Origin of the sequence: Cellulomonas olei (assembly GCF_039548315.1) — a bacterium.
Lineage (GTDB): Bacteria > Actinomycetota > Actinomycetes > Actinomycetales > Cellulomonadaceae > Cellulomonas.
Map to the genome: position 1 here is coordinate 1 of NZ_JBCLVN010000035.1, position 14,779 is coordinate 14,779.

Genomic DNA, 14,779 nt, shown 5'->3' on the forward strand with positions numbered 1-14,779 from the left:
TTCCTGCGACGAGGACCCAAGACGCGCGACCTGCTCGTTGGTCATGGCCGCCGCCGACGTCGCCTGACCCGCGACCTGCGCCGCCTGCGACGCGTTCTGCGCGATCTCCCGGATGCTCGCCCCCATCTGCTCGGCACCCGCCGCGACCGTCTGCACGTTGCGCGACACCTGCTCCGCGGCAGCCGCCACCACACCCGCCTGCGCGGACGTCTCGTCGGTTCCGGCGGCGACCTCGGCGGACGCCGCGGACAGCTCCTCGGCGGCTGACGCCACGGTGTGCGCCGTCTCGACCACGCCGGCCATCGCCGCCCGCAGGCTGGTCTGCGCGGTGGCGAGCGCCGACGCCATCTCGCCGAGCTCGTCGCGGGTGCGCACGTCGGGCACCTGGGTGAGGTCCCCGGTGGCCATCGCCTCGGCGGTCGCGCGGACGCGGCCGGCGGCGCGGGCCATCGACGAGGAGGTCCGCAGCCCCAGGAGCAGCGCGAGCGCGACCCCCAGCGCGATGACGACCCCGGTCGCGACGCGCCCGGTGCGGGCGGTCGACGCGGCGTCCTGCGTCGCCGTGACCGTCCGGTCACGCAGCGAGTCCAGCAGGGACGTGGTCGCGTCGCCGATCGCGTAGTAGACGTCGTAGGCGTCACCGGTGACGAGCGCGTCGCCGGCGTCGAGCGACTCGGGGGTGCCCTCGCGGTACGCCTCCACGACGCGGTCGTCCGCCGCGAAGAAGTCGTCCCAGAGCGACACGATGTCCGAGAACGTCGACCGCTCCTCGGGGGTGAGAGCGCCGGTGTCCACCGTCGCGAGCGTGTCGCGCAGGCTCTGCGCCGAGTCCAGGTAGCCGGCGCGGTTCGGGTTGGCGTCGGCGACGGCCTCGGGCCCGCCGATCCGCCGCGTGTCCCACGCGTACGCCACCTGCCAGCCGGACACGTCCGAGTTCATGGTGCGGACCTCGCCGACCTGGGTCGAGACCTCCTGCAGGTCCGCGAGACGCTCGTTCGCCTCGGACACGCCGCCGAGCGCCATCTGCGAGGCGACGCCCGCGGCGACGGCCGTGGCCGCCCCGATCGCCGCGACGCCCAGGACCTTCGCCCGGACCCCCGTCCACCGCCGCGTTCCCGACGTCGGCTGCCCCGGTGCTGCTGCCATGTGTCACACCCTCCACCGTGTCGTCCCCCCGCGTGCGGCCGATCGGCTCGCGCGGCGGGCGTCTGAGCGGTCCGGCGAGCGGCGTCCGCCACACCCGCCCACCCGCCGCTCACCCGCCGCCCGGCCCCCGCAGCCGCCGGCGCGGGCCGACGCGGGCGACCCTGGGACACTGGACCCGTGCCGACCTCCACCGCCGTGCCCGTGACCGACCCTCCCGCGCTCCCCCAGGACCTCGACATCCGGCTGGTGGTGTCCGACATGGACGGGTCGCTGCTCGACGAGCAGGGCCGCGTGCCGGAGGCGTTCTGGCCGGTGCTGGAGGAGCTGGAGCGCCGGGGCATCGCGTTCTGCCCGGCCAGCGGACGCCAGTACGCGAACCTGCGCGAGCTGTTCCGGCAGCACGGCCGTGACCTGGTGTGCATCGCCGAGAACGGGGCGTACGTGGGCCAGGGCGACGTGGCGCTGTCCACCGACCCGCTGCCCGCGCACGACGTGCCGGGGGTCGTCGGGCGGGTGCGGGACCTCGCGGCGGCGGGCCGCGACGTCGGCATGGTGCTGTGCGGCCGGCGCGCCGGGTACGTCGAGCGCGGCGACGGCCCGTTCTTCGAGCACGCCGCGCGGCACTACGCGTGGCTGGAGCAGGTGGACGACCTGACCGCGGTCGACGACGAGGTGCTGAAGATCGCGGTCTTCGACTTCGGCTCGGTCGAGGAGGCCACCGCGCCGGCGTTCGCGGACCTGGAGCCGCGGCTGCGGGTGCTCGTGTCGGGTCAGCACTGGCTCGACGTGATGAACCCCGACGCCGACAAGGGCCACGCGCTGCGCCGCGTCCAGGAACGGCTCGGCGTCACGGCCGCGCAGACGATGGCGTTCGGGGACTACCTGAACGACGCGGGTCTGCTGGACGCCGCGCAGTGGTCGTTCGCGATGGACAACGCGCACCCGGACGTGCGGGCCCGGGCGCGGTACGTCGTGCCGTCGAACGCCCGCCACGGCGTGGTCCGCACGCTGGAGGCGCTGCTCGCCACGACGCCCGGGGCCTGACCGCGACCAGGGGTCGCTACCGAGTGGTCGCCACCGGGGGTCGCTACCAGGGGTGCAGCGGCGGCGCCTCGCCCGGGTACTGCTCGAACACGGCCCGCTCCCCGGCCGTGAACGCGCGCGGCTCGTGGGTCCCGCGGTCGAGCTGGACCATGCGGGAGCGGGCGCTCAGGTAGACGACGGGGTCGTCGCCGTCGGGGTCGAGCACCTCGTAGGCGAAGTCCACCGAGGACCGCCCGATCCGGGGCACCCAGACGTCCACCGCGACGGGCGCCGGCCGGAAGGACAGCGGCGCGAGGTACTCGATCTCGTGCTTGACCACCACCAGCAGCGAGTCGGTGGGCCGCCCGGCGGGGTCGACGCCCATCGAGGGGAACAGCGCGAACCGCGCGTCGTCGAGGAACCGCAGGTAGGCGGCGTTGTTGACGTGCGCGAACAGGTCGACGTCGGACCAGCGGACCTGCATGGTGACGCGTCCGCGCCGTCCGTCGGGCGAGGTGCGGGCGAGGGTGTCGGTCACCGGGTCAGCGTAGGTCCGCCGTCGGCGGCCGCCCTCAGCGCCGCGACGTCGAGCTTCTGCATGCCCAGCATCGCCTGCATCGCGCGGCCGGCGCGGTCCGGGTCGGGGTCCTGCAGGAGCTCGTCGAGCGCGCGCGGGACGACCTGCCACGACAGGCCGAACCGGTCCTTGAGCCAGCCGCACTGCGAGGGCTCGCCGCCGCCCGCGAGCAGACCGTCCCAGACGCGGTCCAGCTCCGCCTGGTCGTCCACCGTCACGACGAACGAGAACGCCTCCGTGAACGGGAACTGCGGCCCGGCGTTGAGGGCCTCCACGGGCACGCCGTCGAGCTCGAACGACACCGACATCACCGAGCCGCCGACGCCGCCCGGCGACCCCTCGGGGTACCGGCGGGTGCCCAGCACCCGGGAGCGCGGGATCATCGACACGTACAGCGCGGCGGCCTGCTCGGCCTCGCGGTCGAACCACAGGAACGGGTGCACGGTCGTCGCCACGGGAGGCCTCCTCGACTCGGGCTCCCAGTGTGCGCCGGGCGGCCCCGCGGCGTCACCGCCCGCCGCCGCGGCGTCACCGCCCGCCGCCGCGCCGTCACCGCGCCGCCCCTCCGTCACCGTGCCGCCGCGAGCCTCCCCGGCGCCAGCCGCCCCGCCGTCGCCGCGACCGGCGCGACGAGGGCCGCGGGGAGCAGGAACGCCAGCGCCAGCCCGGGACCGTCGGCGAGCAGCCCCACCGCCACCGCCCCGAGCACCGCGCCGGCGTAGTTGAAGACGTTCACGCGGGCGACGACCTCGTCGACGCGGTCCGGGTCGAGGTCGCCCGCCGCGGAGAACGCCAGCGGCACGAGAGCTCCCACCCCGACCCCGACGACGGCGAAGCCCGCGACGGCGGCGACCGGGCTGGGCACCAGCGCCACGAGGACGAGGCCCACCGCGGCGGCCACGGCCGTCGTCGCGACCAGCGGCCCGCGGCCCGTGCGGGTCACCAGCCGGTCTCCCGCCAGGCGGGTCAGGAGGATCGCGGCCTGGTACGCGGCGTACCCGAGCGGGGCCACGGCGGCGGACGCCAGCAGCACGTCGTGCAGGTAGACGGTGCTCCAGGTGCTCACCGCCGAGTCGGCGACGAACGCGGCCAGCACGACGCTGCCGACCAGCCAGATGCCGCGCGTCGGGAGCGGGCGCCGGGGCGGGCCGGGCGGCAGCAGCACGCCGGGGGCGACGCCGGGCACGGCCGAGCCGGGGGCGGCCCCGCCCGCGGGCGCGGACACCGCGGCGACGGGGTCCCCCGCACCGGCGGTCGCCGCCGCGCCGGGCGCCCCCGCGAGCGCCAGGTCGGTGCCGACCAGCCTGTGCCGGCCCAGCAGCAGCGCCCCGGCGAGCACGACCGCCGCGACCACCAGCGCCCCCGCGGCGCCGGGCACGGCGGCCGCGCCGACCAGCGCCGACATGACGAGCGCCCCCAGCACGGCCGCGGCCGTGTAGCAGGCGAAGAACCCGGACATCACCGGGCGGCCGTAGCGGCGCTGCACGAGGACCCCCTGGATCCCGCCGGCGGCGTCCACCATCCCGAGCCCCAGGCCGTACACCGCGAACCCGGCGACGAACGGCACCATCGGCGTCGACCCGGCGACGAGCGGCAGGGCGACCGCCTGCACCCCCAGGCCGGCGAGCAGGGCGCGGCGGCTGCCCCGCCGGGTCGCGAGCCTCTCGGCGACGACCGACCCGGCGGCCGCCGCCACGCACACCAGCAGCACGACGAGCGACACGGCGGTGTCGTCGATCCCCTGCCGCTGCTTGAACGCCGGCAGCGCGGTGACGACGGTCGCGTAGCCGAAGCCCTGCGCCGCGTACGCCGCCCCGACGGCCACCCGGGCCGGGACGGGCGGAGGCGTCGCGCCGCCCGCGTCCGCCCCGCTCCCCGCGGGCCCGGCGCCCGGCCCGGTCGCTCCCGCCGCCGTCCGCGCCGCGGCCGTCCCCTCGTCCGTCGTCATGGCCTGCACCTCTCGCCCGTGCCCCGCCGGCGCGGGTGCGCCGGCGTCGTGGTGCCGTCGTGCCGTCCTGCGTGCCCGGGTCGCCGTCGGCGCCCCGGGACCCGCGCCTACCCGCCGAGCCCGGGGTGCCGGTCCCGCAGCACCCCGAACGCCTCGTGCGCGACCTCGACCGTGCGCGCGATGTCGGCGGAGGTCAGCGCCGCGTTGATGAAGTGGTTGTGGTGCGACGTGAGGTACACCCCGCGCCGCACGCACTCGGCGACCCACTCCTGGTGCAGCATCAGCGAGTCGTCCTCGGCCAGCCGCAGGTAGAACAGCGACGGCGCGCCCGAGGCCACCAGCGTGAGCCCGTGGTCGGCGGCGGCGGACACGAGGCCGGTCGTCAGCTCCGTGCCGAGCCGGTCGAACAGCGCCGGCGCGTCGAGCTCGCGCAGCTTGGTGATCGTCGCGATGCCCGCGGCGAACGGGACGGCGCTCATCCAGTAGGACCCGGTGTAGGTGAGCGAGCTCACGACGTCCTTGAGCGCGTCCGTCCCGCACAGCGCCGACACGTTGTACCCGTTGGCGAGCGCCTTGCAGAAGCAGATGAGGTCCGCCCGGAACCCGAAGTGGTGGTCCGACCCGGCCAGGTCGAGGCGGAACCCGGCCCGCACGTCGTCGACGATCAGCACCACGCCGTGCTCGTCGCACAGCCGCCGCACCGCCTGCCAGTAACCGGGCGACGGCAGCCGGTTGTCCGCGAAGTTGCCGTGCAGGTACGGCTGGGCGATCAGCCCGGCGATCTGCCCGCGGTGCTCCGAGAACAGCCGCTCGAGCGCCGGCAGGTCGTCCCACGGCGCGTAGAGGTTGTGCGCGACGTCCTCCTCCAGCACCCCGGGGTAGTCGAGCTTCTGCGTCCAGGGCGCGACCCCGTGGTAGAAGCCCTCGAAGAACACGATCTTCTTGCGCCGGGTGGCCGCGCGGGCGGTCATGACGGCGAGCGTCGTGACGTCGCCGCCGTTCTTCGCGAAGAACGCCCAGTCCGCGCTGGCCACCGTGTCGACCAGCAGCTCCGCGAAGTCGATCATCACCGTCGACGGGACGGTGACGACGTCCTCCAGGCGCTGCTGCGCGGCGGCCGCGGCGGTGACGTCCGGGTCGCCGTAGCCGAGCACGTTCGGGCCGTAGCCGCACATGTAGTCGATGTACTCGTTGCCGTCGACGTCCCAGAACCGGGTGCCCTCCGCGCGCTGCGAGAACAGCGGGTAGGCGGACACCGGGATCGCGCAGCCCTCCGCGGGGCCCTGGTGGCCGTAGACGCCGGACGGCACGACCTTCAGGGCCCGCTCGAACAGCTCGCGGCTGCGGGCGTGGGTGTACGGGACGGTCGGGGTGGTGGTGGTCATCGCGGGCTCACTCTCCGAGGTACTGACCGACGCGGTCGAGGATGCGGTTGACGTTGTCGACCATCGCGACGTGCCCGCGCATGGCCATCCGCCCGTCGCCGAGGCACGCCAGCGCGCTGACCTTCCCCGCGAGCAGCGCGCCCGCGGTGTCGAGGTCGGCGAACGTGAGGGCGGCCCGCGGCCGGGGCGACGGCTCGGGCACGAACGTCATGCGGTGGTCGCGGACCCGCAGGGTGTAGGCGAGCGACCCCGTGACCTCGAGGGCCACGTCGCCGTCCACCGTGTGGTGCGCGCTGAACCGGCCCGCGCGGTCCTCGTTGGCGAGCTGGGCCGCGGCGGCGACGGCCACGTGCAGCGTGAGGGCGGTGCTCGTCTCCCGGAACGCCGGGTCCGCGAGGTCCTCGGGCGCGGGACGCAGGTAGCGGCCCAGCAGCTCCGTCAGCGGGGTGAACACCCGCAGCAGGAACCCGATGCGGTGCAGGCCGGTGACCGGGACGGGCTGCGCCTCGCCGGCGACCACCCGGTTGAACGCCTCGGGCGACGCGAACGGCAGCAGGATCGTGCCGACGGTGCGGTCCGGCACCACCTGGACGGCGCCGTCGCGGAACGCCAGCGCGGCGCGCGGCCCGCCCCGGACGGCGAACACGACCGAGACGGGGCGCGGATCGACGGTCAGCAGCTCGCGCGCGGCGGGCACCCGGCGGACCAGCTCGGGCAGCGCGCCCAGGACCGCGTGCAGGTTCACGAACGCGGCGGCGCGGGGATCGGTCTCAGTGAGCACGGGCGTCCTCCAGGTCGGGGTCGGGGCTGTCGGGGTCGGCGCGGCCGGCGACGGGCTCGGCCAGCGCCGCCAGCGACCGGGCGGCGAACGCCGCGCTCCGCAGCGCGGCGGGGGTGTCGTGGTCGGCGAGCCACGCGGTCGTGATCCCGTCCGTCACCATCACGAGCGCCCGCGCGGCGTCGTCGAGCGGCACGGTCCACCGGCTGCCGGTGGCGCGCGCGGCGGCCGTGAGGCTGGCCCGGGCGGCGCTCCGGTAGACGTCGTACTGCGCGACCAGGGCGGCGCGCTGCCCGGGGGCGCGCATCGCGTACAGCGCCAGCTCCAGGAGCGCGCGCTCGCGGTCCGGGTCGGCCACGAGCAGCCCGACGTAGCGCTCGAGGCCGTCGCGGACGACCTCCTCCAGCGTGCCCGCGCCGGTGCCGGCCGCGTCGTCGTCGAGCGGCAGCAGGCCGGCCTCCGCGGTGCGGCGCTCCTGGGCGGTGACGTCCGCGACCACCGCCTCCAGGAGGTGGTCCCGGGAGGGGAAGGCGTAGTGCAGGCTCGCCAGGGACATCCCCGCCTCCGCGACGACCGCCCGCGTGGTGGCGCCCGCCACGCCGTCGCGGGCGATCACGCGCACGGTGGCGTCGACGAGCGCCCGCCGGCGGTCCCCCACGGCCATCCGCGCCACGTCACGCCCCCGTCAGCCGGCCCGCGACCCGCAGCACCAGCCGCCGCGGCAGCGCCCCCGCCAGCGCGGCGGTGACGGCGTTGCGGCGGCCGGCGACGACGGACGGCGGCGGGTCCCGGCGGTCGAGCGCCCGGAACGCGACGTCGACCACCTGCGGGACGGTCAGCACCTGGCCGATGCGGAACCGGTCGGAGCCGGCGACCTCGAAGAACTCGGTCTCCGTGGGCCCGGGCGCCAGCGACAGCACCCGCAGCGGCGTGCCGCGGTGCTCCTGCCAGATCGCCTCCGTCAGCGACCGCACGTACGCCTTGGTCGCGGCGTACACCGCGAAGGACGGACCGGGCTGGTAGGCGGCGGTGCTGGCGACGTTCACGAGGACGCCGGCCGGCGCCGCGACGAGGTCCGGCAGCAGCAGCCGGGACAGCACGGTGAGCGCGGCGACGTTGAGCTGGACCTCCGCGGCGATCCGCGCGGGGTCCTCCCCGGCGAACGGCCCGTAGGTGCCGAACCCGGCGCTGTTGACGAGCGCGTCGGCGCGCAGGCCGCGCTCGCGCATCCCCGCCACCAGCTCCGCGGGACCGCCCGGGTCCGCGAGGTCGACCGGCAGCACCGTGGCCGCGGCCCCGTGCTCCGCGGCGAGCCGGTCCGCGAGCGCGGTCAGCCTGTCCGCGCGGCGGGCGACCAGCACCACGTCGTGACCGCGGGCGGCGAACCGGCGGGCGAACTCCTCGCCGATGCCGGAGGACGCGCCGGTGACGACGGCGACGGGGCGGGGTGCGGTGGCGATGACGGGCTCCCGGGCGAGGTGCCGGCGGACCGGCGGGACGAAGTGGGTCGATCGACCCACAGCCGACTGTCGCACCCGCTCCCGACCGCGCGGAAGCCCTCCCGACCAGGCTTTACGTCCTGGTAACACGCCCGCCGGCGCGCCCGCCGACAGCACCGGGCCCGCACCCACCAGGAGGCCCGCGCACCAGCGAGATGCCAGGACACGCGCGTGGGTCGGGCCTCCGGCTCGGCGTGTCCTGGTATCTCGACCACCCATGCGGGTGCGCGCGGGTGGGTGAGCGCAGGGCGGGTCGGGGCGGGGTGGGGTGGGGGGTCGGGGCGCGGCCGGGGGCGAGGTGGGGTGGGTCAGGTCAGCGGGAGGCGCAGGCGACGCAGGTGCGCGCGGTCGGGAGGGCGCGCAGCCGCTCGACCGGGATCGGCTGCCCGCACCGCTCGCACGTGCCGTACGTCCCGCGCTCCAGCCGGTCGAGCGCGGCGTCCACGTCGGCGATCCGCTCCCGCATGTCGTGCGTCAGCGCGTCGAGCATCCGGCGCTCGTACGCGATGGTCGAGCCCTCCGGGTCGTGCTCGTCGTCGGTGACGGACTCGCGGGCCGCCGCCACGACGGCGTCCCGCTCGGCGCCCGTCCCCGCCAGGCGCGCGACCGCCTCGCGCCGGCGCTCCCGCAGCACCGCCGCGACCTCGTCCCGGTCGAGCGTCTCCGCCATCCAGCCAGTATCCGCCGCCCACGGCGTCCCGCCACAGGGGCGGACGGCACCGCCGGTGAGGGCCTCACGCCCCGCCGCGGTCCCCGAGCACGCGCGCCTTCCCGGCGGCGTACTCCCCATCGGTGAGGGCGCCGGACGCGTGGAGCGCGTGCAGGCGCTCGAGCTCGTCGACGAGCGCCGCGGCGCCCCCCGGGGACGCGTCGGACGCCCCGGACGTGCCCGACATCCCGTCGCCGGACGCCGAGCCGGTGCCCGCACCGGACGACCCGGACGGGCCCGACATCTCGGCCCCGGACGCCGGACCGGTGCCCGCAGCGGACGACCCGGACAGGCCCGGCGCACCCGGCCGCGCGCCCCGCCGCGTCGACGCCGTCGCCGGCGCCCCGCCCGGCAGGTCGTCGTCGGGCAGGGGCAGCAGCGCGCGCACCGCCTCGTCCCGGGCCCGGCGCCCGGCCGCGCCGAGTGGCTGCGGGGGCACGGCCACCCGGAGGCGCGACGGGTCGCCGGGCCGCAGCGGGTCGTAGTACGCCCGCGGCGCGTGCCGGAACGCCTCCCGCGGCACCTCCGTGCGGACCGCGTACCGCGTCCCCCGGGCGTCCGCGTAGTGCACCGTCGCCCGGCACCGCGTCCGGTCCACGTCCTCGTAGTCACGCACCCGCGCCCACGTGCCGGTCAGGCCGAGCAGCCGCGGGCCCACCCCGGAGGTGCGCGCGCTGCGCACCCCGCCGACCACGGCCGCCACGAGGCCCGCGACCAGCAGGGCGCCGGCCACGACCAGGGGGACGCGCACACGCTCCAGCGGGGACAGGCCGTCACGGACCGCGCCCGTCCAGCCGGCGACCAGGGCGCCGGCTGCGAGGGCGACGACCAGGCCGGGGGTCGCCCGGCGTGCCAGCGGCGCGAGGGTGGTCACGAGGACGCCGGCCGGGAAGACCGCCAGCGGGAACGCCGCCCCGGCGAGGTCGTCGGTGGCGCACTGCGCGGCGGCGCACTCCCACCGCACGAGCGTCGCGTCGTGGGCGCCGAGCCACAGCAGCCACCACGTCAGCGCACCGGCACCCAGGGCGACCAGCAGCAGGACGAGCGCGCCGCGGCCCGGGGCGGGCGGTGCGGACGCGGCGGGCGGTGCGGACGCGGCGGGCGGTGCGGTGACGGGGCTGCTCACGCGACCATCCTGCCCGCCGGCGTCCGGCCCCGCGGCGTCACCGGCCGGACACACGCGCGTCCTAGCCTGCGGTCATGCCCGTCGCCGCCCCGCACGTCCGCACCGTCCCCGCCTCCGGGATCCGCCGCGTCCTGGAGCTGGCGTGGACGGTGCCGGACGCGATCGTGCTCTGCGTCGGCGAGCCGGACCTGCCGACCGCACCGCACGTGCTCGCCGCCGCGCGCGACGCCCTGGACCGCGACGACACCCGGTACACGCCGAACGGCGGCGTCCCGGCGCTGCGCGACGCCCTCGCCGCGTGGCTGGACCCCCAGCACGCCCCCCCGGTGCGGCGGGACAGCGTGTGGGTCACCGCCGGCGGCGCCCAGGCGCTGCACCTGGGGCTGAGCCTGACGGTCGGCGCCGGCGACGGCGTCCTGGTGCCGGACCCGGGCTACCCGCCGTTCACGATGGCGACCCGGCTGCTCCAGGCCGAGCCGCAGCCGTACGTGCTGCGCGCCGAGGACGGGTTCCTGCCGGACCCGGCGGCCGTCGAGGCCGCCGTCACCGACCGGACCCGGGTGCTGCTGCTCAACTCGCCGTCCAACCCCCTGGGCACCACCCTGCCGGCGGGTCTGCTGGCCGAGCTCGTGGACGTCGCCCGGCGGCACGACCTGTGGGTGCTGTCCGACGAGTGCTACGCCGCGTTCCCCGGGGACGCCCCGCACGTGCCGGCCGCGCGGTTCGACACCGACGGGAGGGTGCTGACCGTCCACACGTTCTCGAAGACGCACGCGATGACCGGGTTCCGGGTCGGCGCGCTCGTGGTCCCCGACCTGCTGGCGCCGCTGCTGCCGCACGTGCAGGAGGCGGTGGTGTCCTGCGTGAACACCCCCGCGCAGTACGCGGCGCTCGCGGCGCTCACCGGCCCGCAGGACGCCGTCGACCACGCCCGGCGCACGTACCGGGAGCACCGCGCGCTGGCGACCGCCGTGCTGGACGGGCAGGGCATCCCGTGGCTGGACGCGACCGGCGGGCTGTACCTGTGGGCGGACGTCTCCCACGCGACCGGCGGCGACGTCGCGGCGTGGACGGAGGACCTGGTGCGGCGCGAGGGCGTCGCGGTCGCGCCCGGTTCGGCGTTCGGCGCCGCGGGCGAGGGCTGGGTGCGGATCTCGCTCACGGCCGGGGCGGACGACCTGCGCCGCGGGCTGTCCCGGCTGCCCGCCCGCGGCTGACGCGCGGCGCCCGGCCCCGGCCGCGCCCCGCGCCGCCCGCGCTCCGCGCCGCCCGCCACCCCCGCTCAGGCCTCCGCGAGCGCGTCCTCGAACGCCGCCAGCACCGCGGGCGAGAACAGCACGAACCGCACGAGGTCGACCACGCCGTCGTGCCCGGCCGCCCACTCCCGCACCGCGCGGGTCGCCTCCCGCGCCACCGCGTCCGCCGGCCAGCCGTACACGCCGGCGCTCACCGCCGGGAACGCCACCGAGCGCGCGCCCAGCCCGGCGGCGACGTCGAGCGACCGCGTGAAGCACGACCGGAGCAGCGCCGGGTCCCGCTGCCCCGCGCGGGCGTCCGGCCCGACGGTGTGCACCACCCAGCGCGCCGGCAGCCGCCCCGCGCCGGTCGCGACGGCGTCCCCCGTCGGCAGGCCGTCCGGAAGCGTCGTGCGCCGCAGCTCCCGGCAGGCGGCGAGCAGCTCCGGCCCGGCGGCGGCGTGCAGCGCCCCGTCGACGCCCCCGCCGCCCAGCAGCGACGAGTTCGCCGCGTTGACGACGACGTCGACGTCCTCGGTGGTGATGTCCCCGGCCACGGCCTCGATGCGCATGGCCCCATCGTCGCGCGGACCGCCGCGGGTGCGCCTACCGTGAGCGGCACAGCGAGGAGGTCACGATGACGGAGTCCAGCCACCCGGTCCACGACAGCCGGGACGACGTCCCCGAGCTCGAGGTCGACGAGACGGTTCCGCCCCGCCCGGAGGAGGAGGTCGCCGACGTCGCGCGCGCGGTCCCCGACCCGGCGGGCCACGGCGGGCCGGTCCCGGGGCCCGACGACACGGATCCCGTCCGCCCCTGACGTCGTCCGCGGGCACGCCCCCGGCCGTCCGGTGCGCCCGCCGTGACGCCCCCGCGGCCGTGCGGCATGCTGGCGGGGTGCAGCTGCGGCGGGTGGACGAGGACGACTGGGAGGTCGTCCGCGACGTCCGCCTGCGCGCCCTGCGCGAGGACCCGGGCGTGTTCGGGTCGTCGCTGGCGCGCGAGGAGATGTTCGCCGAGACCCACTGGCGCATGCGCCTGCGCGGTGCGGCGACATGGGTGGTCGACGACGACGGCACGCCGCGCGGCCTCGTGGGCATGATCCAGGAGCCCGGCTCGCCGACGTCCGACCGGCACGTGGTGCAGCTGTGGGTGGCGCCCGAGGTCCGGCGGCGGGGTCTGGGCTGGGCGCTGCTTGACGCGGTCCGGGAGGCGGCCCGGGCGGAGGGCGCGGCGACGGTGTCGCTGTGGGTCGTCGACGGCAACCACGCCGCCGGTGACCTCGTGGTGCGCGCGGGCTTCGTCCGGACGGGCGAGCGGCACGCGCAGGCGCCGGGCCGCTCGGAGGAGCGCCTGGTGCTCCACCTGGCCTGAGGCGCCCGTCGGGGCCCGCGCTCAGCCCACCGCGTCCGGGGCGGACTCCACCAGCAGCGTCACGGGTCCGTCGTTCACGAGCTCGACCGCCATGTCGGCACCGAACACCCCGGTCGCGACCGTCAGCCCCCGCGACCGCAGGTCCGCGACGACGGCGTCCACGAGCGGCTCGGCGACCGGACCGGGCGCCGCGGCGTTCCACGTGGGGCGGCGGCCCTTGCGGGTGTCGCCGTAGAGCGTGAACTGGCTGACCACGAGCACCGGGGCCCCGACCTCCGTGGCGGAGCGCTCGTCGCGCAGGATCCGCAGCTCGGCGATCTTGCGCGCGACGTGCGCGACCTGCGCGGGGCCGTCCCCGGGGGTGACGCCGAGCAGCACCACCAGGCCGGGACCGTCGAACGCCCCGACGACCTGCCCGGCGACCGTCACCGACGCGCGGGTCGCCCTCTGGACGACCGCCCTCACGCGGTCCCCTCCGCGGACTCGGCGGGGTCGGCGAGGTCGGCGGGCACCGCGGGCACGGCCGGCGCCGGCGCGGCCCCGAAGGCCGGCACCACCACCCCGACCGGCTCCCCGTGCCCGAGCACCGGCACGTCGCCCAGGGCGGCGAGCGCCTCGAGGTCCACCCCGGGCACGGCCTCGGCTCCGGCGACCCGCAGCGCGGCCGCGAGCACGGCCGGTCGCGGGCGGGCGCTGCCGTCGGCGACCTTGAACGCGAGCGCCCCGCCGTCCGGCAGCGCCGCGGCGTAGACCCCGTCCGCGCCGTCCTTCGCGACCAGTCCGGGGACGGCACGCATCGCCCACGTGACGTCGCGCCGCTCGCCCCCGACCAGCCCGGGGTGCCCGGCCATCGCGGTCGCGACGCGCGCGAGCGGCGACCCGGGCTCGGCCGCCGGGGCGGTCGCGATCCGCGCGAACGCCCGCGCGAGACCCGTGAGCGTCGTGGAGAACAGCGCGGCGCCGCAGCCGTCGACCGTCAGGTGCCACGCCTGGACGCCCGTCAGCTCCTCGACCGCGGCGCGGCACGCGACCTGCACGGGGTGGTCGGCCTCGCGGTAGCGCTCCGGCTCCCACCCGGGCTCGCCGGCGTGCGCCACGCAGGTCGCGAGCATCGCGGCGTGCTTGCCGGAGCAGTTCTGCGCGACGGGCTCGGGTCCGTGGCCGTCCCGGCGCCAGGCGAACGCGGCGTCGGGGTCCAGCGGCACGTCGGGCGTGTTGTCCAGGGCGGACTCGTCCAGCCCCGCGCCGAGCAGCGTCTCCCGCACCACCCGCAGGTGCTCCGGGGTGCCGTCGTGGCTCGCGCACGCGAGCGCCAGGTGCGGGCCGTCCAGGTCGAGGCCGGCGCGCAGCATGCCGACCGCCTGCAGCGGCTTGAGCGACGAGCGCGCGAGCACCGTGACGTCGGGGTCGCCGAGCGCCAGACGGACGTCGCCGCCGGGACCCAGCACCACGAGGTGCCCGGTGTGCACCGACTCGACGACGTCGCCGCGGACCACGCGCGCCAGCGGCACGGCCGCCGTGCCGACGTCACCGGTCGCCGCCGCGTGCGCCGCCGTCACGGCCGCGGCGGCGCCGACGTCGTGCAGCCGGGCCGCGAGCTGCGGCCCCCCGGGGCGGGCCCCCGGCACGCTCACCACCCGCCGCGCGACGGACCGCCGCCCCCGCGCCGGCCGGAGTGCGGGCCGACCGCCGGGCGCACGTCGACGAGGTAGACGATCGCGGCGACCGCGCTGAGCAGGGCCAGGAACAGCGGGAACGCCCCGATGCCGAGCGGCGGCGGCACGGCGATGAACGCCACGACCGTGGCGACGCCCAGGATGATGGACCAGATCTGCTTGGTCTGCTTGCCCGCCGCGGCGAACGCCGACGCCGGCCGGCGCAGGGCGTCGACGAGCGCCCAGACCGCCAGCACGAGGATGACGAGGCTGAACGCGAGCAGCAGCAGAACCTGCGCGGAGGCGAAGATCACGCGCCGAGCC

General features: G+C 77.5%; 18 protein-coding genes. 4 read left to right on the forward strand and 14 right to left on the reverse strand.

The genetic code is table 11. The features are described 5' to 3' along the window. Positions 1-1,146: methyl-accepting chemotaxis protein (locus AAHH18_RS11645; RefSeq protein ID WP_343301745.1), on the reverse strand; the 1,146-nt coding region annotated here is incomplete at its 3' end. Positions 1,147-1,323: 177 nt separating this feature from the next. Between AAHH18_RS11645 and AAHH18_RS11650 the strand changes: the two genes are divergently transcribed. Beyond that, positions 1,324-2,190 carry a Cof-type HAD-IIB family hydrolase gene (locus AAHH18_RS11650; RefSeq protein WP_343301746.1) on the forward strand — a complete coding sequence of 289 codons (867 nt, stop codon included), beginning with the start codon at positions 1,324-1,326 and terminating at the stop codon, positions 2,188-2,190. 43 nt (positions 2,191-2,233) lie between these two features. Here AAHH18_RS11650 and AAHH18_RS11655 read toward each other — a convergent pair whose 3' ends face one another. The 9 genes from AAHH18_RS11655 to AAHH18_RS11695 all read right to left on the reverse strand — a co-directional run bounded on the left by AAHH18_RS11655 (position 2,234) and on the right by AAHH18_RS11695 (position 10,191). Then, positions 2,234-2,707, reverse strand: coding sequence for an acyl-CoA thioesterase (locus tag AAHH18_RS11655; protein WP_283321789.1), 474 nt, complete (start codon positions 2,705-2,707; stop codon positions 2,234-2,236). Then, a complete protein-coding gene (locus tag AAHH18_RS11660; protein ID WP_343301747.1) occupies positions 2,704-3,201 on the reverse strand; it encodes a VOC family protein in 498 nt (165 codons plus the stop codon). The genes AAHH18_RS11655 and AAHH18_RS11660 overlap by 4 nt, the downstream gene beginning before the upstream one ends. A gap of 113 nt (positions 3,202-3,314) precedes the next feature. Then, positions 3,315-4,694: an MFS transporter gene (locus AAHH18_RS11665; RefSeq protein ID WP_343301748.1), complete on the reverse strand. Its 1,380-nt coding sequence runs from the start codon at positions 4,692-4,694 to the stop codon at positions 3,315-3,317. A 107-nt stretch (positions 4,695-4,801) separates the two neighbouring features. After that, entirely contained in the window at positions 4,802-6,079 is a 1,278-nt protein-coding gene (locus tag AAHH18_RS11670) for an aminotransferase class III-fold pyridoxal phosphate-dependent enzyme (RefSeq protein WP_283321792.1), read from the reverse strand. A gap of 7 nt (positions 6,080-6,086) precedes the next feature. Next, the gene (locus AAHH18_RS11675) at positions 6,087-6,860 is read right to left on the reverse strand and encodes a hypothetical protein (protein WP_283321793.1); all 774 of its coding nucleotides are present in this window, start codon (positions 6,858-6,860) and stop codon (positions 6,087-6,089) included. Then, entirely contained in the window at positions 6,850-7,521 is a 672-nt protein-coding gene (locus AAHH18_RS11680) for a TetR/AcrR family transcriptional regulator (RefSeq protein ID WP_343301749.1), read from the reverse strand. Before AAHH18_RS11680 ends, AAHH18_RS11675 begins: the two co-directional genes overlap by 11 nt. 10 nt (positions 7,522-7,531) lie before the next feature. Then, positions 7,532-8,377, reverse strand: coding sequence for an SDR family NAD(P)-dependent oxidoreductase (locus tag AAHH18_RS11685; protein ID WP_343301750.1), 846 nt, complete (start codon positions 8,375-8,377; stop codon positions 7,532-7,534). 292 nt (positions 8,378-8,669) lie between these two features. Continuing rightward, positions 8,670-9,026 (reverse strand): TraR/DksA family transcriptional regulator, encoded by a 357-nt coding sequence (locus AAHH18_RS11690; RefSeq protein ID WP_343301751.1) that lies wholly within the window; start codon positions 9,024-9,026, stop codon positions 8,670-8,672. Between the two features lie 64 nt (positions 9,027-9,090). Then, positions 9,091-10,191 (reverse strand): hypothetical protein, encoded by a 1,101-nt coding sequence (locus AAHH18_RS11695; protein ID WP_343301752.1) that lies wholly within the window; start codon positions 10,189-10,191, stop codon positions 9,091-9,093. A gap of 74 nt (positions 10,192-10,265) precedes the next feature. Here AAHH18_RS11695 and AAHH18_RS11700 point away from each other — a divergent pair, with 74 nt between their 5' ends. Next, on the forward strand, positions 10,266-11,408 hold the full coding sequence (locus tag AAHH18_RS11700) for a pyridoxal phosphate-dependent aminotransferase (protein ID WP_343301753.1): 1,143 nt from the start codon (positions 10,266-10,268) through the stop codon (positions 11,406-11,408). A 65-nt stretch (positions 11,409-11,473) separates the two neighbouring features. Here the strand turns inward: AAHH18_RS11700 and AAHH18_RS11705 are convergent, their stop codons facing one another. Next, on the reverse strand, positions 11,474-11,998 hold the full coding sequence (locus AAHH18_RS11705) for an O-acetyl-ADP-ribose deacetylase (protein WP_343301754.1): 525 nt from the start codon (positions 11,996-11,998) through the stop codon (positions 11,474-11,476). Positions 11,999-12,063: 65 nt separating this feature from the next. Here AAHH18_RS11705 and AAHH18_RS11710 point away from each other — a divergent pair, with 65 nt between their 5' ends. Next, the gene (locus AAHH18_RS11710; RefSeq protein WP_343301755.1) at positions 12,064-12,246 is read left to right on the forward strand and encodes a hypothetical protein; all 183 of its coding nucleotides are present in this window, start codon (positions 12,064-12,066) and stop codon (positions 12,244-12,246) included. 77 nt (positions 12,247-12,323) lie between these two features. Continuing rightward, complete coding sequence (locus tag AAHH18_RS11715) at positions 12,324-12,800, forward strand: GNAT family N-acetyltransferase (RefSeq protein ID WP_283321801.1); 477 nt, start codon at positions 12,324-12,326, stop codon at positions 12,798-12,800. A gap of 21 nt (positions 12,801-12,821) precedes the next feature. On the opposite strand, the gene dtd is transcribed toward AAHH18_RS11715, so the two are convergent. From dtd to AAHH18_RS11730, 3 genes are all read right to left on the reverse strand, one after another. Beyond that, the gene (dtd, locus tag AAHH18_RS11720; protein WP_343301756.1) at positions 12,822-13,265 is read right to left on the reverse strand and encodes a D-aminoacyl-tRNA deacylase; all 444 of its coding nucleotides are present in this window, start codon (positions 13,263-13,265) and stop codon (positions 12,822-12,824) included. Next, positions 13,262-14,359, reverse strand: a complete 1,098-nt coding sequence (locus AAHH18_RS11725) for an asparaginase (protein ID WP_343301775.1) — start codon at positions 14,357-14,359, stop codon at positions 13,262-13,264. The genes dtd and AAHH18_RS11725 overlap by 4 nt, the downstream gene beginning before the upstream one ends. Positions 14,360-14,430: 71 nt before the next feature. Further along, positions 14,431-14,769, reverse strand: a complete 339-nt coding sequence (locus AAHH18_RS11730) for a DUF2516 family protein (protein WP_343301757.1) — start codon at positions 14,767-14,769, stop codon at positions 14,431-14,433. Positions 14,770-14,779: the final 10 nt, after the last annotated feature.

Excerpts from the sequence above, each read along its gene's own strand:
- AAHH18_RS11665 (WP_343301748.1), bottom strand. The coding sequence starts at position 4,694 with ATGACGACGGACGAGGGGACGGCCGCGGCGCGGACGGCGGCGGGAGCG.
- AAHH18_RS11670 (WP_283321792.1), bottom strand. The coding sequence starts at position 6,079 with ATGACCACCACCACCCCGACCGTCCCGTACACCCACGCCCGCAGCCGC.
- AAHH18_RS11680 (WP_343301749.1), bottom strand. The coding sequence starts at position 7,521 with ATGGCCGTGGGGGACCGCCGGCGGGCGCTCGTCGACGCCACCGTGCGC.
- AAHH18_RS11690 (WP_343301751.1), bottom strand. The coding sequence starts at position 9,026 with ATGGCGGAGACGCTCGACCGGGACGAGGTCGCGGCGGTGCTGCGGGAG.
- AAHH18_RS11700 (WP_343301753.1), top strand. The coding sequence starts at position 10,266 with ATGCCCGTCGCCGCCCCGCACGTCCGCACCGTCCCCGCCTCCGGGATC.
- AAHH18_RS11705 (WP_343301754.1), bottom strand. The coding sequence starts at position 11,998 with ATGCGCATCGAGGCCGTGGCCGGGGACATCACCACCGAGGACGTCGAC.
- AAHH18_RS11710 (WP_343301755.1), top strand. The coding sequence starts at position 12,064 with ATGACGGAGTCCAGCCACCCGGTCCACGACAGCCGGGACGACGTCCCC.